Source organism: Actinomyces sp. ZJ308 (assembly GCF_011752065.1).
GTDB lineage: Bacteria > Actinomycetota > Actinomycetes > Actinomycetales > Actinomycetaceae > Actinomyces.
In genome coordinates, this window is record NZ_JAAIJY010000006.1 from 101,758 (window position 1) to 122,907 (window position 21,150).

Annotated in this window: 19 protein-coding genes; 7 read left to right on the top strand and 12 right to left on the bottom strand. The window is 67.5% G+C overall.

Features of this window, described 5'->3' with window-relative positions:
* The first annotated feature begins 13 nt into the window (after positions 1 to 13).
* The 3 genes from HCR68_RS04905 to rplI all read left to right on the top strand — a co-directional run bounded on the left by HCR68_RS04905 (position 14) and on the right by rplI (position 1,409).
* Positions 14 to 613 (top strand): single-stranded DNA-binding protein, encoded by a 600-nt coding sequence (locus HCR68_RS04905; protein ID WP_126414639.1) that lies wholly within the window; start codon positions 14 to 16, stop codon positions 611 to 613.
* A gap of 88 nt (positions 614 to 701) precedes the next feature.
* Positions 702 to 938: a 30S ribosomal protein S18 gene (rpsR, locus tag HCR68_RS04910; RefSeq protein ID WP_003783656.1), complete on the top strand. Its 237-nt coding sequence runs from the start codon at positions 702 to 704 to the stop codon at positions 936 to 938.
* A gap of 15 nt (positions 939 to 953) precedes the next feature.
* Positions 954 to 1,409, top strand: coding sequence for a 50S ribosomal protein L9 (gene rplI, locus HCR68_RS04915; protein WP_167146944.1), 456 nt, complete (start codon positions 954 to 956; stop codon positions 1,407 to 1,409).
* A gap of 211 nt (positions 1,410 to 1,620) precedes the next feature.
* On the opposite strand, the gene HCR68_RS04920 is transcribed toward rplI, so the two are convergent.
* Positions 1,621 to 3,087, bottom strand: coding sequence for an MATE family efflux transporter (locus tag HCR68_RS04920; protein ID WP_167146947.1), 1,467 nt, complete (start codon positions 3,085 to 3,087; stop codon positions 1,621 to 1,623).
* Between the two features lie 751 nt (positions 3,088 to 3,838).
* Between HCR68_RS04920 and dnaB the strand changes: the two genes are divergently transcribed.
* Positions 3,839 to 5,263 carry a replicative DNA helicase gene (gene dnaB, locus HCR68_RS04925; RefSeq protein WP_167146950.1) on the top strand — a complete coding sequence of 475 codons (1,425 nt, stop codon included), beginning with the start codon at positions 3,839 to 3,841 and terminating at the stop codon, positions 5,261 to 5,263.
* On the opposite strand, the gene HCR68_RS04930 is transcribed toward dnaB, so the two are convergent.
* From HCR68_RS04930 to HCR68_RS04950, 5 genes are all read right to left on the bottom strand, one after another.
* Positions 5,254 to 6,048 carry an ABC transporter permease gene (locus HCR68_RS04930; protein ID WP_167146953.1) on the bottom strand — a complete coding sequence of 265 codons (795 nt, stop codon included), beginning with the start codon at positions 6,046 to 6,048 and terminating at the stop codon, positions 5,254 to 5,256. The two genes, dnaB and HCR68_RS04930, sit on opposite strands and share 10 nt — an antisense overlap.
* Entirely contained in the window at positions 6,045 to 7,088 is a 1,044-nt protein-coding gene (locus tag HCR68_RS04935) for an ABC transporter ATP-binding protein (protein ID WP_167146956.1), read from the bottom strand. Before HCR68_RS04935 ends, HCR68_RS04930 begins: the two co-directional genes overlap by 4 nt.
* On the bottom strand, positions 7,085 to 7,435 hold the full coding sequence (locus tag HCR68_RS04940) for a PadR family transcriptional regulator (protein WP_167146959.1): 351 nt from the start codon (positions 7,433 to 7,435) through the stop codon (positions 7,085 to 7,087). Before HCR68_RS04940 ends, HCR68_RS04935 begins: the two co-directional genes overlap by 4 nt.
* Positions 7,436 to 7,796: 361 nt before the next feature.
* Positions 7,797 to 8,603: a hydroxymethylpyrimidine/phosphomethylpyrimidine kinase gene (locus HCR68_RS04945; RefSeq protein ID WP_167146962.1), complete on the bottom strand. Its 807-nt coding sequence runs from the start codon at positions 8,601 to 8,603 to the stop codon at positions 7,797 to 7,799.
* Between the two features lie 94 nt (positions 8,604 to 8,697).
* On the bottom strand, positions 8,698 to 9,309 hold the full coding sequence (locus HCR68_RS04950; protein ID WP_167146965.1) for an NAD(P)H-binding protein: 612 nt from the start codon (positions 9,307 to 9,309) through the stop codon (positions 8,698 to 8,700).
* Between the two features lie 132 nt (positions 9,310 to 9,441).
* Between HCR68_RS04950 and HCR68_RS14185 the strand changes: the two genes are divergently transcribed.
* The 3 genes from HCR68_RS14185 to HCR68_RS14190 all read left to right on the top strand — a co-directional run bounded on the left by HCR68_RS14185 (position 9,442) and on the right by HCR68_RS14190 (position 12,514).
* On the top strand, positions 9,442 to 10,047 hold the full coding sequence (locus tag HCR68_RS14185) for a helix-turn-helix domain-containing protein (protein WP_243858937.1): 606 nt from the start codon (positions 9,442 to 9,444) through the stop codon (positions 10,045 to 10,047).
* Positions 10,048 to 10,352: 305 nt separating this feature from the next.
* Complete coding sequence (locus HCR68_RS04960; protein WP_167146968.1) at positions 10,353 to 12,356, top strand: alpha-amylase family protein; 2,004 nt, start codon at positions 10,353 to 10,355, stop codon at positions 12,354 to 12,356.
* A complete protein-coding gene (locus HCR68_RS14190; protein WP_243858942.1) occupies positions 12,329 to 12,514 on the top strand; it encodes an L-serine ammonia-lyase, iron-sulfur-dependent, subunit alpha in 186 nt (61 codons plus the stop codon). Before HCR68_RS04960 ends, HCR68_RS14190 begins: the two co-directional genes overlap by 28 nt.
* Before the next feature lie 12 nt (positions 12,515 to 12,526).
* Here the strand turns inward: HCR68_RS14190 and HCR68_RS04970 are convergent, their stop codons facing one another.
* The 6 genes from HCR68_RS04970 to HCR68_RS04995 form a co-directional block, all read right to left on the bottom strand.
* Positions 12,527 to 14,455 (bottom strand): hypothetical protein, encoded by a 1,929-nt coding sequence (locus HCR68_RS04970; RefSeq protein WP_167146971.1) that lies wholly within the window; start codon positions 14,453 to 14,455, stop codon positions 12,527 to 12,529.
* Between the two features lie 175 nt (positions 14,456 to 14,630).
* Positions 14,631 to 16,412 carry a carbohydrate-binding domain-containing protein gene (locus tag HCR68_RS04975; RefSeq protein ID WP_167146975.1) on the bottom strand — a complete coding sequence of 594 codons (1,782 nt, stop codon included), beginning with the start codon at positions 16,410 to 16,412 and terminating at the stop codon, positions 14,631 to 14,633.
* Positions 16,413 to 16,501: 89 nt separating this feature from the next.
* On the bottom strand, positions 16,502 to 17,512 hold the full coding sequence (locus HCR68_RS04980) for a polyphosphate polymerase domain-containing protein (protein WP_243858938.1): 1,011 nt from the start codon (positions 17,510 to 17,512) through the stop codon (positions 16,502 to 16,504).
* Positions 17,513 to 17,598: 86 nt separating this feature from the next.
* Positions 17,599 to 18,465 carry a DUF4956 domain-containing protein gene (locus HCR68_RS04985; RefSeq protein ID WP_167146978.1) on the bottom strand — a complete coding sequence of 289 codons (867 nt, stop codon included), beginning with the start codon at positions 18,463 to 18,465 and terminating at the stop codon, positions 17,599 to 17,601.
* A 286-nt stretch (positions 18,466 to 18,751) separates the two neighbouring features.
* Entirely contained in the window at positions 18,752 to 19,573 is an 822-nt protein-coding gene (locus HCR68_RS04990) for a polyphosphate polymerase domain-containing protein (protein ID WP_167146981.1), read from the bottom strand.
* A 136-nt stretch (positions 19,574 to 19,709) separates the two neighbouring features.
* On the bottom strand, positions 19,710 to 20,588 hold the full coding sequence (locus HCR68_RS04995; protein ID WP_167146984.1) for a DUF4956 domain-containing protein: 879 nt from the start codon (positions 20,586 to 20,588) through the stop codon (positions 19,710 to 19,712).
* Positions 20,589 to 21,150 lie beyond the last annotated feature (562 nt).

Consider the following 21,150-nt stretch of genomic DNA (forward strand, 5'->3'; position numbering starts at 1 on the left):
CGGAGACAACGCCATGGCCGGAGACACCATCATCACCATCGTCGGGAACCTCACCGCGGACCCCGAGATGCGCTTCACGCCCTCCGGGGCAGCGGTGGCCTCCTTCACCGTCGCCTCCACACCGCGCACCTTCGACCGCCAGGCCGGTGAGTGGAAGGACGGGGAGACCCTGTTCATGCGCTGCTCGATCTGGCGCGACGCCGCGGAGAACGTGGCCGAGTCGCTGACCAAGGGCACACGCGTCATCGTCCAGGGCCGCCTGGTCCAGCGCTCCTTCACCACCCGTGAGGGCGAGAACCGCACGGTCGTGGAGATGCAGGTCGATGAGATCGGCCCCTCCCTGCGCTACGCCAAGGCCCAGGTCACCCGCCAGCCCCGCGGGGGCGGTCAGGGCGGCTTCGGCGGCGGCCAGGGCGGACCCCAGGGCGGCGGCTTCGGCAACCAGGGTCAGGGCGGATACAACCAGGGCGGCCCCCAGCAGGGCGGTTACAACGGCGGTGGCGGCTTCGGCGGCCAGGGCCAGTCCGGGTACAACGCCCCCGCCGGCGGCGCCGCGGACGACCCATGGGCCACGGGCGGCTCCACCTCCTTCGGTGACGAGCCCCCGTTCTAAAGCCACGACGTCGTCGGCACGTTCCCTCAAACACACCACACTTTTCATCTCGTAGAGCGCCCAGGCGCTCAGACCAAGGAGTACCACCATGGCGAAGCCCCAACTTCGCAAGCCGAAGAAGAAGGTCAGCCCCGTCAAGGCCATCAAGGTCGGCACCATCGACTACAAGGACACCGCCACGCTGCGGAAGTTCATCTCCGACCGCGGCAAGATCCGCGCCCGTCGCGTCACCGGCGTCTCCGTCCAGGAGCAGCGCAAGATCGCCAAGGCCGTGAAGAACGCCCGCGAGATGGCTCTGCTGCCCTACTCGAGCTCGGCTCGCTGATCGGAGGCACGCGCAATGACCACCAAGCTCATCCTCACGCACGACGTCTCCCACCTCGGCTCCGCCGGCGAGGTCGTGGAGGTCAAGGACGGCTACGCCCGTAACTACCTCCTGCCCCGCAAGCTGGCCACCCCGTGGACCAAGGGCGCCCAGCGCCAGATCGACCAGATGACCGAGGCGCGTCGCAAGCGCTCCATCGAGTCCCTCGAGCACGCCCAGACCGCGCGCACCTGGCTGCAGGAGAACGTCGTGACCGTCTCCGCCACCGCGGGCGACAACGGCCGTCTCTTCGGCGCCGTGACCACCGCAACCCTGGCCGACGCCGTCAAGGCCGCCGGCGGCCCCGCCGTCGACCGCCGCAAGATCCAGGTCGTGCCGCCGATCAAGTCGACCGGCCGTCACAGCGCCTCCGTGCGCCTGCACGCCGACGTCGTGGCCCCCCTCGAGGTCAACGTCGTCCCCGCGCGCTGAGAGCCTCCGGGCTTCTTTCCGCCGTCGGGCCGGGTCTCCTCCTTCCGGGGAGGGATCTGGCCCGACGGCGTCGTCCTGAGGGTGCCTCGGCCTCGTGCTGACCTCCGGTTCGTGGGGTAGGTCGCGCGGTCGTACCCTCTACCCCTCGATCGCGCGATACAAGGTACGACCGCGCGCGTAGGGACTGGCGAGGGCGGCGCGCCGGGGCGGCTCAGTGGCGCCAGGCGGTGCCGCGGGCGCGCAGGTAGGTGGTGGCGCCGCGGGCGGCCATGAACACGCAGGCGAAGGCGACCCACAGCTCGACCAGGCCCGACGTCGAACCGGTGGCGCCCGGCAGCACGCCGCCGCCGATGAGCAGAGCCAGGGGGACATAGGGCGCCAGCGTCACCAGACCCGCCCACGCCAGGTAGCGGCCGTCGCCGGCGCCCATGAGTACGCCGTCGAGCAGGTAGACGACCCCGGCCAGCGGCAGCGCGCTCGCCGCCACGAGCAGGGTCGGAGTCGCGGCCGCGATGACGCCGGCGTCGGAGGTGAAGGCGCGGGGCAGCCAGGCGGCACCGGCCGCCATGAGCACCCCGATGAGCACACCGGTCCCGGCGCCCCAGGTGAGCATGCGTCGCAGGAGCTCGTCAATGGACCAGCCCGCCGTGGCCGAGGCGGTCTGAGCCTCCGCGTCGGTGCCGGCCGAGGTATCGGTCGCGGTGGACTCGCCGTCGGCTCTCTGCGCCTGTCCCAGGGCGGTGCCGATGAGTGCCTGCGCCGCCACCGCCAGCGCGTCCAGGGCGAAGGCCGCGAAGGTCCACAGGACGTTGACCACCTGGTGGGCCGCCAGCGATACGTCCCCGAGCGCCGTCGCCGCCCACACGGTGGCCAGGATCGCCACCCGCAGGCTCAGCGAGCGGATGAGCAGCGGGGTGCCGCTGCCCAGTGAGGCTCGCAGGCCATCACGGCGGGGGAGCAGACCGACGCCGGCCGCCCGGGCCTCACGAAGGATCGGGCGGGCCAGCGCCAGCGCCATGGCCGTCTGTGCGATCGCGGTGCCGGCGCCCGAGCCCGCGATCCCCATCCCGACGCCGTAGAGCAGGATCGCGTTGACGGCGACGTTGAGGACCGCGCCGCCGGAGGCCACGACGAAGGGCGTGCGCGTGTCCAGCAGACCGCGTAGCACCCCGGTGGCCGCCAGGACGACGAACATGCCCGGCAGTCCCGGGCAGGAGGCGCGCAGGTAGGCCACAGCGGCCTGCGCCACCGGACCATGGGCGCCCATCGCCTGTGTCAGCCACGGGGCGCCCAGTCCCAGGAGGGTTCCCGCTCCCAGCCCCAGCAGGAGGGCCAGCCACATCCCGTCGACGCCGGCCCGCAGGCCCTGCGTGCGCCGGCCCGCGCCGAACAGGCGCGCCGTCGTCGCCGTGGTGGCGTAGGCCAGGAAGACGAACAGGCCCACCGTCGTCGTCAGGATCGTCGAGGCCAGCGACAGGCCCGCCAGGCTGACCGCTCCGAGGTGACCGACCATCGCCGAGTCCGCCAGGACGAAGAGCGGCTCGGCGATCAGCGCCCCCAGCGCGGGCAGGGCCAGCGACAGGACCTGGCGGTTGAGACTGGTGGAAACGGGGCTGCTGGCGTCGGGCACCGCCCCATTGTGGACCACGGTGGACCGGAGGGGACCACTGGAGGTCATGGGCGGTTGCCGGGTGGGCGCGGTGGGCCGCACGGAGCCTGCTCGACGGCGCGCACACACCGCACGCCACCGCGCGGGATGAGTTCGTTGAGACGAACCTGCCTGTGCCGAAGCGGTCCTCATGGCCAGGTTGAGGATCAGGTTGAGGGCGGGCCGGCGTCCACGGCCCCCGCGTCATCGATCGGGCGAACAACCCGGATTCTCTGGAGGATCGCACAACTATTCTCCAGAAAGAAAAGTAGGTACATACTGAAAGAATCCTGGAAATGCGACTGGTGAGGCCGTTGTCCGCCGGAGTGCGAGCAACCTGGGGATAACTGGTGCGGACATCCCTGTAGGAGAGCCACAAACGGTGTGGACCTCAAGTCGAGCGTCATGTTTGTCCACAGGTTTACCCACTTGTCCACAGATCACATTGTGATGTCGTGGGAAGTGCCTATAGGAAGCCTGAACTCGCAGATGTCAGTGATGGCAACGAAAAGTCGACAGTCCCTGGTACGGCTGCACCAGATGCGCACATCTGTATCCACAGTGGATGCGCTTCTGTCCCCAGGGATGGGGGGTCTTCCCACAGTGGCGGTGCGGATATCCCCAAGACTGGCGAACTTGAGAGTTTGCCAGGTCTGCGCGATGGCGTTATCGTCACGCGCGCGCTCCACGCGGGCGAGCGTCTTCCTGGCACGGCGCTCCGTCGTCGGGAGTGGTAGGAGGGGCCGGTACCAACCGGCGTGATCGTGCGGAAGGTGGCCGGATGGACAACGGCATGGGCGGGCAGGCCGGCTCGGAGGGCGCCGGCGGCGGGAGCGTCCGGACCGACAGCGCCGCCTTCGACCGCCTCCCGCCCCAGGACCTTGAGGCCGAGATGGCCACGTTGGGCGGCATGCTCCTGAGCAAGGAGGCCATCACCGACGTCATCGACGTCCTGCGCGGACCGGAGTTCTACCGCTCGGCCCACGAGTCGATCTTCGACGCCATCGTCGAGGTCTACAACCGCTCCGAGCCCGCCGATCCGCTCATCGTGGCCGACGAGCTCTCCCGGCGCGGCGAGCTCGAGCGCGTCGGCGGCGCCCCCTACCTGGCCTCCCTCATGGCCACCGTCCCCACGGCGGCCAACGCCGGCTACTACGCCCGCATCGTCAAGGACAAGGCGCTCATGCGCGGCCTGGTCCAGGCCGGAACCCGCATCACCCAGCTGGGGTACTCCACCGACGCCGGCGACATCGCCGAGCTCGTCACCCTGGCCGAGGCCGAGGTCTACTCGGTGGCCCACCACGACGGCGAGAAGGAGGACTACGTCGCCGTCTCCGAGCTCCTGGGTGAAGCCAACCTTGAGATTGAGGCCGCCCAGAACCGCGAGAACGGGGCCATGACCGGCGTCCCCACCGACTTCATCGAGCTCGACGAGCTCACCGGCGGGCTGCATCCCGGCCAGATGATCATCGTGGCCGCGCGTCCCGCCATGGGCAAGTCCACCCTCGCCGTCGACTTCTGCCGCTCGGCCTCGATCCACCACGGCATCACCAGCTGCTACTTCTCCCTGGAGATGGGCCGCATGGAGCTCATGATGCGCATCCTGGCCGCCGAGTCCAGCGTGGACATGAACAAGCTGCGCGGCTCGCGCCAGATGGAGGACCGGGACTGGACCGACGTCGCCGTGGCCTACAACCCCGTGTCCAACGCGCCGCTGTTCATCGACGACTCGCCCAACCTCACGATGCCGGAGATCCGCTCCAAGGCGCTGCGCATGAAGCAGCAGCACGACCTGGGGCTCATGGTCATCGACTACCTCCAGCTCATGAGCTCGGGCAAGCGGGTCGAGTCGCGCCAGCAGGAGGTCTCCGAGTTCTCCCGGTCCCTCAAGCTGCTGGCCAAGGAGCTGGAGATCCCGGTCATCGCCGTCGCCCAGCTCAACCGCGGTCCCGAGCAGCGCACCGGCAACAAGCCCCAGATGAGCGACCTGCGCGAGTCCGGGTCGTTGGAGCAGGACGCCGACATCATCATCCTGCTGCACCGTCCGGAGTACTACAACAACGAGGAGCGCCCCGGCGAGGCCGACATCATCGTGGCCAAGCACCGCAACGGGCAGACCCGCACCATTCCGGTGGCCTTCCAGGGGCACGTCTCGCGCTTCGCCAACATGGCGCGCGACGTCACTCCCGAGCCCGCCTACGAGTAGGCCGGCTCGGCAGGACTCGGGGCCGGGATGCGCACCGTGCGCAGTCGCAGGGCGCCCACGGCCCAGCTCGCCGCGGTCAGCAGGACGGCCGTCGCAACGCCATGCGCCAGTCCTCGGTGCAGGTAGGTCGCGGTCTGCGACCCCAGGTTCTCCACGACGACGCTGGCCAGCTCCCGGGTCGACCACAGGGGCAGGACGCGGGTCCAGCCCTCCGAGGGGTCGACGAGCACCTGGATGGCCATGACCGACAGCAGCAGGAGCGCCCCCTCCAGGTCCCGTGGGACCAGAGCGGCGGCCAACGAGCCCAGGGGAGCGGCGACGGCGGCCGTCAGCAGCAGCATGACCGGGACTGTCCCCGGGCGGGTGAGCTCGTCGCCGATCGTGGTCAGCACAAGCCCGCTGTAGAGCAGGCCGACGGCCCACCCCAGGCCGAGGACGGCGAGGTGGCGGCCCAGCAGCAGAGCCGTGGGGTCCGCTCCGTTCACGGTCAGGCGGCGGTCCACCGACCGGGAGGAGACCTGCGTGAACAGCGCCAGCGTCGCCGTCGCCCAGCCCAGGCCGATCGACAGGAGCCGGATGGCGGTCCAGTGCGCCTCCAGGCGCACCAGGTAGAAGACCAACGGCAGAAGAGTCGCCAGCGCGAGGGCGCCGCGCCGTCGGGCGAGCTCACGCAGGGTGATGAGGGCGACGAGGCCCGTGGTCGCCGCCGTCGATCGGAACCGGGAGGCCTCGGTGTGGGGAGGTCCGGCTTGCGAGGCGGGTGGCTGAGGGGGCGGTGTGCTCATGCGGGTTCCTTCCGCCGTGTCCATCGGGGTGCCCAACGGGCTGACCGGCCGCTGCCCTCCTGCGGCGCCGGAAGCTCGATGACACGGTCGACCAGGTCGACGTCGCGCAGCAGGTGGGTGACCAGCAGGACCCCCGCACCCGAGGCGCGCCAGGAGGAGATGAGTGCCCACAGGTCCTCGTAGGCCAGGGCGTCCAGGCCCTGGTAGGGCTCGTCCAGCAGCAGCAGGTCGGGTGCGTCGAGCTGGGCGAGGGCGACGTTGAGCTTCTGCTGGGTCCCGCCGGAGAGTGTTCCGGCGTTCTGGTCTCCTCGGGCGGTCCAGCCCAGGCGGGTCAGGAGCCGGTGCCCCGTCGAGACCGAGCGGCCCCGCGGCATGCCGCGTGCCGCGCCGAAGAGCCTGAGGTGCTCGTCGACCGTGAGCAGGGGAGCCAGGGAGTCGAGCTGGGGTGCGTAGCCGAAGCGTGGTGTCCGCTCGATACGTCCGCTCTCGGCGCGCAGCAGGCCCGCACAGAGCTGGAGCAGGGTCGACTTGCCGGCGCCGTTGGCCCCGACGACGGCGACGACCTCACCTCGGTGGACGGTGAGGCTGATGCCGGACAGGACCGTGCGCCTGCCGCGGTGCACGGACACGTTCGTCAGGCGCAGGACGACGGGGGCGATGGACGGGACGGCGTCAGCCGGGATGGTGGTTGCGGTAGGCGCCTGCTCGGCGGAGTCGACCGGGACGCTATGGTCGGAGGCGTCGACGAGATCAGTCGAGCTGAGGTCGGTGGGGTTGCCGGTCCATGAGCCGGGCGCCGGAGGGGCGACCGTTCCCTGGTAGTCGCGCAGAGCGGAGGCGACCTCGCGGGCGTAGAGGACTGCCGGCCCGTACATCTCGAAGGGCGGCACGCCGGCCGCCTCCGCCTCGGCGCGGGTCGAGGTGGAGGTGCGTGAGACCTCGGGGACCGGAAGGCCGTGGCAGGCGAGCTCCGTCTCGAAGGTCCGGTACCAGTCGGGCGGGTCCGGCGCGGGGCCGCAAGGCTCTTGAGCGCGGTTCATGAGGAGGCCTCCGCCCGGGCCGACCGGCCCTCGATGAGGGCGCCAACGGCTGTGGAGAAGGCCCGCCACTCGGTCCGCCGTGCGGCGAGCTCTGTGCGTCCGGCCTCCGTCAGCGCGTAGTACTTGCGCGCGGGGCCCGAGGTGGAGGGGCGCCAGGAGACCGCGACGAGGCCGCGCTTCTCCAGTCGCATGAGGGCCGGGTAGAGCGTGCCGCCCGGAACCTCGTCCAGCCCGGCGGCGGCGAGGCGCTGAGCCAGTGACAGGCCATAGTCGGCGTGCTCGGCCAGCAGGGAGAGCAGGCAGGGTTCCAGGAAGCCGCGCAGGAGACGGGCCGTCGAGGTGTCCATGGTTCATAGACTACCTAGTTACTAGGCAATCTATCTACCGGAACGTGTACACGCGCCGGATCGCACGGTCGAAAGTGTCACTGGTGGCGACTTTTAGGTCGCCCGAGTGCTGCTTCTCGGCGGGAGGGCGGCATATCCTCCCAGGTCAGAGCCCTGTGTGTGGGATTGTGGCGGCGTCAGGTCAAGGGAAAAGTCTCCCTGAGTGACAAAATGACCCGACTTTGACGGACGTCCGCCGTCAGCGGCACTGGAGGCCGTCGACGGCGGACGTACAGATGGCAAGCGGGCAGTCAGGTCTGTGCATGACCCTGGAAGACTGCGGGAGGCCATGGATAACCGCGGAGAACCGCGGTGAAGGGCCTCAGGCCGGCCGGTACTCGCCCTGGTAGACGTAGAGGAAGGGCATGTTGCCGCGCAGCCCGTGCCGGATGGAGGAGGAGACGACCTCCTTGGCGGTGACGGCGGCCTCCAGTGGGGTGGCGCCCTTGGAGAGCTCGGCGGTGACCGCGGCCGCCAGGGTGCAGCCGGCGCCGTGGACGCGCTCGGTGCCCACGGCCTCGACCTCGAGGACCTCCAGGGTGGTGCCGTCGTAGAAGACGTCCAGCGCGGTGCCGGTGCCCAGCGACGGGCCGGCCTTGGCCAGGACGTTGGGGACGCCCTGGTCGTGGATGCGCTTGGCGGCGTCCTTGAGCTGATCGACCGTCGTGATCTCCTCCACGCCCGCCAGGGTGGCGGCCTCGAAGAGGTTCGGGGTGGTCATCGTGGCGCGCGGCAGGATCTTGGAGCGCAGCGCGTTGTCCACCTCCAGGGCGCCCCCGAACTCCTGGCCCTTGCAGATGAGGACCGGGTCGAGCACCACGGTGGGGAAGTCGTAGGTCTCCAGTGCCTGCTCGACGACGTCGATGGTGGCCGCCGTGCCCAGCATGCCGATCTTGACGGCGTCGACGCGCGAGTGGACGGCGGCGCAGGTCTCGATCTGGTCGGCGATGACACCGGGGTCCACCGGGACGAAGCGGTGGTTCCAGCTGTCCTTGGGGTCCATGGACACGATGCAGGTCAGGGCCGTGCAGCCGAAGACGCCGAGGGTGTGGAAGGTCTTGAGGTCGGTCTGGGCGCCGGCGCCGCCCGAGGCCTCGGAGCCGGCGATGGTCAGGGCGATGGGAGTCATGGATCTAGCGTGCACCGCTCGGGGCGTGCCGGCCAAGCCGGGCCGATCACGAGGAACCGGCCCGGCTTGGCGAGGGGATGTGAAAAGCTGTGGCTCAGGCGTTGGCGATGGTCCAGCGCCGGCCGCGGTGGGCGTCCTTCTCGGCCTCGTCGACCAGGGCGACGGCGAAGTCGGCCACGGAGATCTCGCCGCCCGCGGGCTCGTCCGTTCCCTCGACGTAGCTGCCGGTGCGGGGCTTGTCGGTGAAGGCCGGGGCGGGGGAGAGGAAGGTCCAGCGCAGGGCGTCGTCGGCCCCGCGGTAGAGGTCGAGAACCTCGGAGAAGGCCAGGGCCTCGGGCTTGTACTCCTCGGGGAAGCCGGGGCTGTCCACCAGGCGGGCGCCGTCGGGCGTCAGCAGGGAGCCGGCACCGCCGACGACCACGAGCCGGCCGGTGGGGGCGGCGGCGATGAGGGCGCGGTGGGCGTCGATGGCCGGCTGGGCGGACTCGCCGCGGCCCGCGGAGACGGAGATGATCGTGGCGTCGGAGGCGTTGATGAGGTCGACGAGGGCCCGGGTGTCTGACAGGGTGAGGCTGACGTCCTGCGCGGCGCCCTCGGCGTGGCGCCCCGAGCGGGAGGCCGAGACGACCTCGTGCCCGCGGCCCGCGGCCTCGGCGACGACGGCCGAGCCGACCATTCCGGTTCCTCCGATGACGGCGATCTTCATGACTTTTCCTCCTGTTGGATGAGGGAGCGGCGTTTGCGGACGAGTGTGCGCGACGGGATGTCGCCGTGCTCGCGATGGCTTGATGGTATGCTTAAGGTACCAAGTACCTCAAAGTAACTATAGGAGTGTGTTGTGTCACGTTCTGTCGGGCTGATGGGGCGCCAGCAGGAGGAGCGCCATGGCAGCGGTGGTGCCGCTACCGACGATTCGTCCCCGAGTGCGTCGGCTCCGCATGAGTCGGAGGGCTCGGTGCGGGCCGATGGCGACGGCGCCGCAGGGGCCTGCCCAGGCGCGCCTGCCGCACGCGAGTCGAGGGGCTCGGTGCGCCGCGACGACACGGAGAGCGGTGCCGTGGGCCGCGGCGTCGAGGCGGCGGTCTTCGACTTCGACATCCTGTCGCCGGCCTGCCCGTCGCGCACGGTACTGCGCCACGTCGTCGACCGCTGGACCCCACTCGTGGTGACGGTCCTGGCCGACGGGCCGAGCCGCTTCGGCGAGCTGCGCTCGCGGGTCGGCGGAGTCACCCCCAAGGTCCTCACCCAGACGCTGCGCTCCATGGAGCGCGACGGACTGGTCACGCGCACCCAGCTGCCGGGGGTGCCGCCGCACGTCGACTACGAGCTGACCGACCTGGGCCGCAGCCTCCAGGCGCCCATCGGCGTGCTGCGCACCTGGATCCAGGACAACGCCGCCCAGATCCTGGCCCATCGCGAGCGTTACGACGCCGCCGAATCCTGATCTTCCTGCGCCTGTGGGGCCGTCGGTCGCCCGTCTCTCGCGGCCGGGGACATTCGACGCCGTCGGGGACCTTTCCTCCCGGGCGGGGGCGTTCCACCCGGCCGGGGACAGAAATTCCGTCCCCGTACGCGTGACATGTCCCCGTCTGATCGGGCGATGCACCCGGCCGCGCGGAATGTCCCCGCCGGTGGTCGGGGCGGGCTCTGTCGGCAGCGGCTTGTCCTGCTGCCCGTCCGCGGTCGCCGGCCGGTGGGACGGTGAGGAAATCAGTACCGCGGCGACGTCGAATCGGGGACCATGGATCCATGAGCGCCACCCCTCCCCTCCCGTCCTCCCTCGACGACATCGTCTTCCACGTCCTGGACCCGCTTGAGGCCGCCGAGCGCGACATCTTCCTCACGCGCGTGGAGGCCTGGTACCCCGACCTCATCGACGGGCTCACCACCCTTTACGGGGACACTGCCGAGGACACGGCCCTCAACCTGCTGGCCCTGGCCGCCCGGGCCTACGTGGAGCGTGAGCACGAGCTGCGCCGCCTGGACCTGGCCCGCACCCTCGACCCCGCCTGGGCCCAGCACCCCGGCCGCGTCGGCTACGCCGCCTACACCGAGCGCTTCGCCGGCACCCTGCGCGGCGTGGAGGACCGCATCGACTACCTGCGTGAGCTCGGCGTCAGCTACCTCCACCTCATGCCCCTGCTCACCCCGCGCCCCGGCGACTCCGACGGCGGCTACGCGGTGGCCGACTACCGCACCGTGCGTCCGGACCTGGGCACCATGGATGACCTCGAGCACCTGGCCGGCGAGCTGCGCGCCGAGGGTATCTCCCTGGTGGTGGACCTCGTCCTCAACCACGTGGCCGCCGAGCACGAGTGGGCGGCCCGGGCGCGCGCCGGCGAGCAGCGCTACCGCGACTACTTCCTCATCTTCCCCGACCGCACCGAGCCCGATGCCTACGAGCGCACCCTGCCGGAGGTCTTCCCCGACTTCGCCCCCGGCAACTTCACCTGGGACGAGGATGTCAGCGGCTGGGTGTGGACCACCTTCAACTCCTTCCAGTGGGACCTCAACTGGCGCAACCCACGCGTCATGGCCGAGTTCGCCGGGATCGTCCTGGATCTGGCCAACCGCGGCGTCGAGGTGCTGCGCCTGGGCGCCATCGCCTTCACCATCAAGCGCCTGGGCACCGACTGCCAGGGCCAGCCCGAGGTCCACGCCATCACCGAGGTGCTGCGCGCCCTGACCCGCATCGCATGCCCCGCCGTCGACCTCAAGGCCGAGGCGATCGTCGCCCCCACCGAGCTCCTCCAGTACCTGGGCCAGGGCAAGTACACCGGCAAGGTCTCCGACCTGGCCTACCACAACTCCCTCATGGTCCAGATCTGGTCCATGCTCGCCGCGCGCGACACGACGCTGGCCGTCGAGGCGCTCCAGAGCCTGCCGGTCGAGCCGTCCACGGCCACCTGGATCACCTACCTGCGCTGCCACGACGACATCGGCTGGGCCATCGATGACGACGACGCGGCCGCCGTCGGCCTCAGCGGCTACGACCACCGGGCCTTCCTCGCGGACTGGTACAGCGGCGAGTATCCCTCCTCCGACGCCGCGGGCCTGGTCTTCCAGCACAACCCGGCCACCGGGGACCGGCGCATCGCCGGGACCGCGGCCTCACTCATCGGGATCGAGGCCGCCGCGGAGGCCTGGGAGGGCGTCACCGACGAGGCCCCCGAGCACGAGGTGGAGTCCTTGTGGACCTGGCGCGAGGAGCGGATCCACGCCCTGCGCATGGCTCACGCCATCCTCTACGGCTGGGGCGGCGTCCCCGTCCTGTGGAGCGGCGACGAGCTCGCCCAGCCCAACGACCCCAACTGGGACACCGAGCCCGGCCACGAGGCCGACTCGCGCTGGGCCGGGCGGCCCCGGCTCGACGAGACGCGGATGGCCAACCGGCACGACCGCTCCACCGTCGAGGGGCGCGTCTTCACCGACCTGGCCCACATGGCGCGGGTGCGCGCGGGCCTGCCCCAGCTCGACGCCGTCGTGCGCACCCAGGTCCAGGACGTCGACGACCCCGGCGTGCTGGTGATCTACCGCGACCACCCGCGCGGCAGCTTCGTGGGCGTGTACAACGTGACGCCGCAGTGGCGCTCGGTCGCCGCCGACCAGCTCGCCCGGCTCGGCGTCATGGGGGCCACCGACGTCCTGACCGACACGATCCCCTTCGGGTCCACCTCGCTGGAGGGGGCAGGCGACGGCCGCGTGCCGGTGCCGCCCTACGCCGCCTGGTGGCTGGTGCGCCCCACCGACTGACGGCCGCCGAGATCGCAGGAATCGGAGCCCGGGCACGGGGCCGCGCCGTCGGCCTCGACACCGTCATTGAGACGATGCATCAGACCGGCGAGGATATGCTCGCCAAGTACAAGGAGACTTTCCGCGGCGGCCTGGCCGTCAACGTCGTAGAGTGCTGAGAAACCGGTGTTTCACTTCGTAGCGATAGACCGGCGCAGCATTTTAGCCTCCTCTTTCCGGCCAAAACCTTCAAGGAGATCAGCCGCCTTGTCAACTTCTTCCGTTGCTTCTTTTAAGTCTATGAGATCTGACTGATCTTGATCACTTTTGTAAAACATGCCACTATAACCTGATGCGCCGTCTAATAAATAGTATAAGTTATCATAGATTTCCGTAGAGACTAGAGTTCTCCATAGGACTACAGTGCGAAATCTAAAGAATCGTTTAAAATTCTGTTTCTCAAACTCCCTATACATGTCGCAGGTAATTGGCTTCTTTAGAATGTCAAAAAGCCACTCTAGTGCGCCTCCATCGCGGATATTCATGAGAGTCATATTTAATGGTCTGCTATCAAACTTATATATCATTTCCTTTACTTTACCTGCTTCAAACTTCAGTAAATCAGAGTCGTATTGCAGTGGCTCATCAACAAATTCGTCTTTCGACGTTAGGTCGACAGGTTCAATTTCCTGCGTTAAGTACTCGGCCAGCTTCAGATCGAAAGATTCCTTGTTTTTGAATAGAGTTACAAACAGGTTTGCAATCCGCAAGTTATATGAAGTGAACTTCAGAAGATTTTTATAGGATCCATTTGGCAAGCTCTCTCCAGAGATTATCTTCCGCTCAGCAAATGAAAATGCTAGTTTCCTCAACATGCATTCATCTCCGATCGGGTCGGCGTAGGGGTTGAGATAAGGCATGGCTTCAACGATATTAATGTTTAGCTGAGGATTCCCGAAATTCAAAAATGATGCTGTGAAGATGGCTTCAATCAACTGTTTTGCAGCGTACTCTTTCGTTGCCTGGTGCTTAATATTGTCGATCGAAGATACTAGAACTCTCAAGTCCTTTTGGCTGAGGTTAATCTTGCCCTCATGAATTTTGTAAGAAATTTCGTTGTATGTGACTGCAGGTATTACCTGCACTGTTTTATCGAACTTACTACTCTCAGGTGTGAGTAGGCGGATGCGAGAAACTTGATCCTCGCTGCAAACCGTGAGTTTTTCCGAGTTTTTACTATTCAAGTTGCCGCTTGCATTCTGGTGTATTTCGACAGTGTTTGAAATTAACTGAAATAGCTCGTTAATTGTTCTCGGGTCGTCAGTTTCTTCAAGGTGCTCAATCAGCGCCTGGAGGCGCCCTGAAAGGAAGTCATAAATTGGGCCAGAGGAAATTTTTGGTGGAGAACTTAAAAGAGTATAGATGGCGGAATCGATGGGGCTGAGATTGTTAAGAATGTACTTTAGATAATCGCTGTGGTCCTCTGGTTTGATTGCCTCATACTCAAGCAAGTAATACTTGTGCCATGCATATGAGTCATAGGGGGTGGTTGATTTACTGAGAACCCCATTCACAAAGGCATGCCATTTTTTGATTTTATGCTTTCTTATGCGAAATCGAATGTACTGCGGACGAATTATCGAGATAGTGTTAAGGATGTTTAAAAGCAGAAGGGAAGAGATTATTCCAAATAGAGACCACCAGAGTGGTATAACAACGATTGATGCTAATGCAGGAATCTCAAAATAAATGATCGGAAGTAAGAATAGAAGAGAAACCCCTATCTTGAAAGGCAGTCCTGAAATGATTCTAGTGAAAGCTGAGTGAATTAAAAAGAAAGAGTTAACCTCAACACCTAAGTATGTGTTGTTTCTGTTGAAATTATCCTTAGATGTTCCTATCATTATATTTGCCGTAAAAGTCAGTATCGCAAGCAGTCCAACTGAATTTGTAAGCATTGTTCGAATCATGATATTATGTTCGTAATCTGGGATGAGAGTGGGCCAAGTATACAGCATTATGAATAATGCTATCGTACCGCCAATAAGCGCCATCAAGGTTGGGTTATCTTTGATGTAATCCCAGCATTTGCTGTACCATGGTTCTTTGGGTGTTGTCATTTGTTTCCTCGTCCGCTTGATTGCCTCGAACTTTTCTTCATGTTGAGGTGTGTCATATGGTAGCGCAAATTTTATCTTCAGTGAAGATTGAATATAGTTGAAAATGTTAAAATAGATGGGGGCCGCAGCGTGATGCTGCGGCCCCCCGTTCGGCTTCTGGTCGGCTCGGCTCAGATCAGCTGCTCTGGGCGGTGCCGGACTGGCTGTTCGACTGACCGTTCTGGTTGCTCTGGTTGCCGGGCTGCTGGCCGCCACCGGGCTGGCCGCCGCTGGGCGGCTGGCCGCCCTGACCACCGGGGCCGCCCTGGCCACCGCCGCCCATGGGGCCGCCCATCCCGGATGACAGCGCCGAGGCCGTCCCCGTGGCCGAGCCGCCCGACGACGTCGCCACCGTGTACTCCTGGCCCTCGGTCAGCCCCAGCACGGTGATCGCCTCGGCCGTGAAGTCGACCTTGACGGAGGCCATCTGGGACCCGGAGGAGTCGGTGACGGTGAGCGTGTCGCCCGCGGTCACCGACGGCGAGCCCGTCAGCCCCACGAGCTGGGTCTCCCCGTTGGCGTCCACCGACCCGTCCATGTTGCCGGCCTCGCCGGAGACCACCACGATCCCGCCCTTGACGTAGGCCGAGCCGTTGGAGTCGATGCCGTCCGAGGAGGCGTAGGAGACCTCCACCTCGCCGCCGCTGATCGTCAGCACCGAGCCGTCGTCGGACTCGGAGTCCGCGTTCTCGTGGCCCTCGATGACGTGGTCGCCGTTGGAGGCGTTGATGCCGTCGTCGCCCGCCGCGATGGACAGCTCGCCACCGGCCACGTTGATGAACGGGGCCTGAAGCCCCTCGTCGGCCGCGTCGATGGCGACGGTCCCGGAGTCCTGCGTGTAGCTCACGCCGGCATTGATGCCCTTGGGTGAGGGCGTGGTGGAGTCCGCGGTCGACTCCTGCCCGGGAGCCGCCTTCTCCTCAACGGTGGCGTTGGCCTGCCCGCCCCCGGCCGTGATCGTCAGCGTGGTGTCCTTGACGGTGACGTCGGTGATCGCTGAGATCGCGTCGTCGGAGGAGGTCAGCGTGATGCTCGCCTTGCCCAGGGACACGAAGCCCTTCGTCTTGTCGTCGCCCTCACTGGACTTCAGGCCGTCGCCTCCGGCCTCGACCGTCAGCGTCCCGGACTCGACCACCAGGTAGTCCTTGCCGCGCAGGCCGTCGTCGGCGGCCTTGACGCTGATCGTGGTGCTCCCGGTGATGATAAGGCCGTTCTTGGAGGAGATGCCGTCCTTGTAGGAGCCGGTCACGTCCAGCGAGCCGGTCCCGGTGACGGTGAGCGTGTCCGAGGAGAACAGGGCCGCGGTGGCCTCCTGCCCGGAGGCGTAGGTGGCGCCGTCGGTCAGCGTGTTCTTGGAGTCCTTGGCCAGGACCACGATCGCGTTGCCGGCGTCCTGGATGTCGATGGCGGGGCCGTCCGAGCTCGTGATGCTCGCGCCGCTGAGGACCAGACGCACGTCGGCATCCGGGGCGTTGACGACGATCCGCCCGTCGGTCAGCTCCCCGCTGATGACGTAGGTGCCGCCGCTGCTGATGGTCACGGTGCCCCCGTCGACCTTCACGTTGCCCGACGACGACCCGCCGACCGAGGCCGACGAACCCGACAGGGTGATCGTGGTGGCCGACGACGTGTCCGTGGTCCCGGCGTCGTCCTCGGAGCTGGAGGCGTCCTCCACCGAGGCGTTGACGCCCAGGATGTCGGAGACGCTCGCACCGGTCGACGCCGTGGCCACCGATGAGGAGATCGTCGTCCACGTGGTCTCCGACTCGCTCGAGCCGGAGGCGCTCGCGTTGCCGGAGGCCGAGGAGGTCGAGCAGCCGGCCGCCAGGGCGAGCGCGGCCAGGACCGCGACGGCTCCGGTCGCGCGGCGGCGAAGTCGGGTCAGGGGCTTGGTCGTCATCGTCTTGGTGGTCTTCATCGTTTCTGTTTCTCTTCTTCTCGGGTCCGGTTGATCGGATCGGTTGATCGGATCGTGGGTCGGGTCTGCGGATGGTCTGGGCGCGGCGCTCAGGCGGCGCTGCTGGCCGTCGCGGCGAGGCGGCGGCCGTGGTGGTGAGCGCCGGTGATGCTCTCCAGGCTGGAGCGGTCGGTGCCGAACAGGTCGGCGAGCTCGTGGGTCAGGGTGCGGTACCACCTGTTGGCGGGCAGCTCTGGGTGGAGCAGCGCCATCCCGGTGGCGTACTTCGAGATGCGGGTGGGGCGGTACCCGGCGTCCCACAGGGCGCGGTCCGCCGGCGACGGCGTGGCCGGGTTCTTCGTCTCGACGACGGCGATATCCGCCACCGCCACCGGCTCGCCGTCGTTGATGGCAGCGGCCAGGTGGGCCGGGTGCAGCGCCTGCGGGCCCGCAGGGGGCACCGGCCCCAGGCGTCGCCAGCTCAGGGCCGTGTCGATGGTGGCCCGGGCCTCGGCGTGCGGCAGGTGCAGGGTGGTGCGCTGGTAGGTGGTGGCCAGCACCGGCCTGAGCGCAGCGGCGACCTCGTGGGCGGCGGCCGAGCCGGTGACCCCCGTGCTCGCCAGACAGGCCGCCACGAAGGCGCGACCGGGGCCGGTGAGGCGGGAGGCGTCGTCGGCCTGGTAGCCCATGCGCCGCTTGACGGTGGTGCCGCGCGCGCCGCGGGTCTTGACCTCCAGGAAGCACAGGCCGGAGTCCAGGTAGGTGCGGGTGCGGACCTTGAAGCGCCGACGCCGCTTGCGGGCCGTGAGCATGAAGGCGTCCAGCTCCGGGGTGTCGAAGTAGGCCGACGCGTAGGAGAAGCGACGCCGCTCATCGATGGCCAGGACCTGGGCGTGAGGCGCGAGCCCGTCCACGAGGTCCTGCGCGCAGGCCAGGGGCACCAGGTACTTGCGGTCCACGCGGGTGAGCAGACCGGCGGCGCTGTTGAGCTCGGTGAGGGTGGTCGTGGCCAGGTGCTCCGTGCTGAGGCGGGTCGGTGCCTGAGGAGCCGTCCGGCTCGTGCGGGGCGTCGACGCCGCAGCTCCCGAGGTCGCGGTGGAGATCATCGTGGAGGCAGTCATCGCAGTCCTTTCGGTTCTGTCGGTCGCCGTGACGGTCACTGTGACGGTCACTGTGGCGGTCACTGTGGAGGTCACTGTGGGCGGTCTCAGCGCGCGGCCATGACGGTCTGGGTGGCCGTCTGGGTGCTGGACTGGGCGGCGGACGGTGCTGTCTGCGGTGCGGAGCGGGTGACGTACTGGGCGGCCGGCCTGATGGTGATGGGCTGGGTGTCGGTCCGGCTCGTGCGGGTATCGGGCTGCACGGTGCTCAGGGGGGTACCGGTCCAGGACTGCCCGGGTGAGACGGCGGGCGCACCGGCGGGCGCACCGGACGGCGCAGTGATCGGCGCAGTGATCGGCTCCGGGGCGGGGGCGACGTCGTCGGACATCTCGGAGAGCTCGGGCTCCAGCTCGGCGGGAGTCTGGCGAGGCACCCGGAAGCGGACGTCGACGATGGTGGTGTCGTTGACCAGGTCGAGGCGCTGGACCTCCACCGAGCGGACCTGCCCGCCCAGGGTGCGCTCCAGGTGGGCGATGAGGGCGGTCTCGTCGGTGATGGCGTGGTCGAGCACGATCACCTGATGGCGGTTGCGGCGCATGAGTGCGGGGTGGTCGCCGATCCACAGGGCGGCGACCACGGTGCCCATGAGGGCGGCCACCATCCCGATCGGCGCGGTCTGGATCCCGCCGAGCAGGCCCAGGGCCAGGGCCGCGAAGAAGTAGGCGACCTCGTGCTGGGCCAGCTCGGTCGAGCGCAGGCGGATGATGGACAGGACGCCGAAGAGTCCCAGGCCCAGGCCGGCCGCGACGCTCGCGGTCGACAGCAGCAGGGTGACGGCCAGGACGCCCACGTTGACGCCGATGTAGGCGGCCATGAGGTCCTTGCGGGCGTGGCGTGGGGCGTAGAGGGCCCCGACCAGGACGGTGAGGGCGATCAGGTCGGCGGCGATGTAGGTCAGGGTGGTCAGGCTCATCGGGAGGCTCCTGTCGGGATCATTCGGACCGGTGCCGGGGCCTGTCGGGGTGGGCGCCTCAAGGTCGAGCGTGTGCTCGGGGCGCGCCGCGGCGGCGTGACTCCGTCCGGTGAATAGCAGTCAACGGGCGCATTCCATGAGCGGGCTGTGAATGGGTCATGGGGGAGGCATGACTTGTTCCGTCGCCGGTGTGAAGCAGCGAACAGCGCCTCCGGGGCGGGCGGTGCCCGTTAGTCCCGGAGGCGCTGGTGATGAGGTGGGGTGCGGCCGAACAGACGCGGCCGGATCAGGCTGCTAGCTGGCGCAGCGGGGCCTGACGCTTGTAGCGGCCCAGGTCGCGGTTGATGGTGCGGTGCCAGCGGTTGGTGGGCAGGTTGGCGTACAGCAGCGCCATCCCGGTGGCGTACTTCGAGATGCGCGCCGGCCGGTGGCCCCGGTTCCACAGGAGCCGGTCGGTGGGGGAGGCGGTGGACGGGTTCTTCGTCTCGACGACGTTGAGGTGGCCCACCGAGACGCCTTGCTTCAGACGGCGCCCGTCGGGGTCGAACAGGTCCCAGGTGAGCTCGGTGTCGAAGGTGGCGCGGGCCTCGTCGTGGGGCAGGTGCAGGGTGGTGCGGCTGTAGGTGGAGTCCATGACCGGGACGAGGGCCTCGGCGATGGTGCGCGCCTCGTCCGAGGAGCAGGTGGAGGACTCCACCAGGCGCTCGATGACGAACAGGCGTCCGTCGGGTGTGATGCGGTCGGCGTCGTCGGGGTCGTACTTGAAGCGGTCCTTGACGGTGGACTCGCGTGAGCCGTTGGTCTTGACCTCCAGGAAGCACAGGCCGGAGTCCAGGTAGGTGCGGGTGCGGATCTTGTAGCGCCGACGGCGCTTGTGGGCGGCAAGGAAGTAGGCGTCCAGGCCGGGGGTGTCGAAGTAGGTCGAGGCGTAGCGGAAGTGGCGCAGGCCGTCGATCTGGAGGACCTGCGCTCGCGGAGCGAGGTAGTCGACGACGTCCTGGGTGTCGCCAGGGGGCACCAGGTACTTACGGTCCATGCGGGTCAGGAGGCTCGCCTCGGAGTTGAGCTCGGCGAGGGTGATCGTGTCGATGCCTTCGGTATTCGGCACGGTGCGGTCCTTTCCGGGATCGGGAGTCTCGGGGTGGGGCGGTCGGTCGGTGCGGGTCGGTGGTGAGGTAGCGGTGAGGTAGTGATGAGCGGGTCGTGTTGGCGTCGTCGGTGTGGTCGTGCGGTCGGCCCGCTGGTCAGTTGTAGCGGGGATGCACCACGGGCGGCGGCGGGGCGCTCGACTGAGTGTGCTGCTGGGAGACGTGCTGCTGCCGGTTGCCGACGATCCAGTCGTAGCGGGGCGGGGCGGTGGCCGCCGACGCGGCGCTGTCGTGCGAGGGGGCCTCGGGCCAGACCTGCTGCCCGGTGGGCTGGATCTGGGCGGGAGCCTGCGGCGGAACCTCCTGGACCGGGTAAGGGCCCCGCGGTGCGACCTCCTGACGCGGCTGCGAGCTCTGCGATGCGCCGGCGGCCTCCGGTTGAGTGGTCGGCTGCGCTGCGCGGGGCCGACGACCCAGGCGGTAGTGCACCTCGACGATGGTGGTGTCGTTGACCAGGTCCAGGCTCTTGAGGTCGACGCTGCGCACCTGGGCGCCGAGCAGGTCCTCGAGCTCGGTGATGAGCTCGTTCTCGTCGCTGATGGCCCGGTCGAGGGTGACGGTCTGATTGCGGTTGTTGCGCACGAGCCCGGGGTGGTCGCCGACCCACAGGGAACCGAGGATGAGGACCATGAGGATGGCCACGATGATGAGGTGGCTCTTGATGCCGCCGAGCAGACCGAGGGCCAGGGCCGCGAAGAAGTAGGCCACCTCGCCCTGGGCCAAGGAGGAGGAGCGCAGGCGGATGATGGATAGGACGCCGAAGAGCCCCAGGCCCAGGCCGGCGCCGACGTTGTTACTCGTTGACAGCAGCAGGGTGACGGCCAGGACGCCCACGTTGACGCCGATGTAGGCGGCCACGAGGTCGCGACGCCCGTGGCGCGGGATGTAGAGCGCTCCGACCAGCAGGGCGATGGCCACCAGGTCGGCGCCGATATAGGCCAGCGTCAGGGGAAGTTCTTGCATCAGCTGCTGCATGCTGAGTCCTTGAGAGTCTTTGGGGAAGGAGGTGGGTCGGGAACCGGATTATTACGATACAGTAACGATAAATCGACCTATGCAAATAATGCTAGAGCAGGGGCCTCTCGCCAGGTGTGAGACTGCGTACCCTCGGTGCTCTTGTCGGGCTCTTCCGTCCCGTGGTGGGACGTGGGCCGTGGGTGGCCACCGGAACAATCACCTTCAACTACCTCGTGAGGTCCGGCTGTTTTCTGACTGTTTGCTGAGTGCTGCGACACGCCGAGAGCGCGCGTGTTCGGAGGCGAATTTTTCATCTTCGTCCCCAGGGCTGGGGGTAGAGCGTCGGCAACCGCCGGTCCCCCCTGTGGTTAAGGGGGTCGAATAGATGTCACACCCGTGTAAGACCATCGTTCTGCGGATCGTGGAGTCGGACTCGGGTGTCGCCCCCGGGATGGCCGCCGGAGCGTCTCCACCAGCCGTCCACAGCCTGGCGAGCGTTTTCCACAGAAGGGAGGGGTGGTGTGCACAGGGCCACGTCAGACACAGCATCTTGGGGTGGTGGACCAGCCCCACCCCAAGG

What these genes read in the sequence shown, in the direction of transcription:
- HCR68_RS04905 (WP_126414639.1), top strand. Translation starts at nt 14, where the DNA reads ATGGCCGGAGACACCATCATCACCATCGTCGGGAACCTCACCGCGGAC.
- rpsR (WP_003783656.1), top strand. Translation starts at nt 702, where the DNA reads ATGGCGAAGCCCCAACTTCGCAAGCCGAAGAAGAAGGTCAGCCCCGTC.
- rplI (WP_167146944.1), top strand. Translation starts at nt 954, where the DNA reads ATGACCACCAAGCTCATCCTCACGCACGACGTCTCCCACCTCGGCTCC.
- HCR68_RS04920 (WP_167146947.1), bottom strand. Translation starts at nt 3,087, where the DNA reads ATGACCTCCAGTGGTCCCCTCCGGTCCACCGTGGTCCACAATGGGGCG.
- dnaB (WP_167146950.1), top strand. Translation starts at nt 3,839, where the DNA reads ATGGACAACGGCATGGGCGGGCAGGCCGGCTCGGAGGGCGCCGGCGGC.
- HCR68_RS04930 (WP_167146953.1), bottom strand. Translation starts at nt 6,048, where the DNA reads ATGAGCACACCGCCCCCTCAGCCACCCGCCTCGCAAGCCGGACCTCCC.
- HCR68_RS04935 (WP_167146956.1), bottom strand. Translation starts at nt 7,088, where the DNA reads ATGAACCGCGCTCAAGAGCCTTGCGGCCCCGCGCCGGACCCGCCCGAC.
- HCR68_RS04940 (WP_167146959.1), bottom strand. Translation starts at nt 7,435, where the DNA reads ATGGACACCTCGACGGCCCGTCTCCTGCGCGGCTTCCTGGAACCCTGC.
- HCR68_RS04945 (WP_167146962.1), bottom strand. Translation starts at nt 8,603, where the DNA reads ATGACTCCCATCGCCCTGACCATCGCCGGCTCCGAGGCCTCGGGCGGC.
- HCR68_RS04950 (WP_167146965.1), bottom strand. Translation starts at nt 9,309, where the DNA reads ATGAAGATCGCCGTCATCGGAGGAACCGGAATGGTCGGCTCGGCCGTC.
- HCR68_RS04960 (WP_167146968.1), top strand. Translation starts at nt 10,353, where the DNA reads ATGAGCGCCACCCCTCCCCTCCCGTCCTCCCTCGACGACATCGTCTTC.
- HCR68_RS04970 (WP_167146971.1), bottom strand. Translation starts at nt 14,455, where the DNA reads ATGACAACACCCAAAGAACCATGGTACAGCAAATGCTGGGATTACATC.
- HCR68_RS04975 (WP_167146975.1), bottom strand. Translation starts at nt 16,412, where the DNA reads ATGAAGACCACCAAGACGATGACGACCAAGCCCCTGACCCGACTTCGC.
- HCR68_RS04980 (WP_243858938.1), bottom strand. Translation starts at nt 17,512, where the DNA reads ATGACTGCCTCCACGATGATCTCCACCGCGACCTCGGGAGCTGCGGCG.
- HCR68_RS04985 (WP_167146978.1), bottom strand. Translation starts at nt 18,465, where the DNA reads ATGAGCCTGACCACCCTGACCTACATCGCCGCCGACCTGATCGCCCTC.
- HCR68_RS04995 (WP_167146984.1), bottom strand. Translation starts at nt 20,588, where the DNA reads ATGCAGCAGCTGATGCAAGAACTTCCCCTGACGCTGGCCTATATCGGC.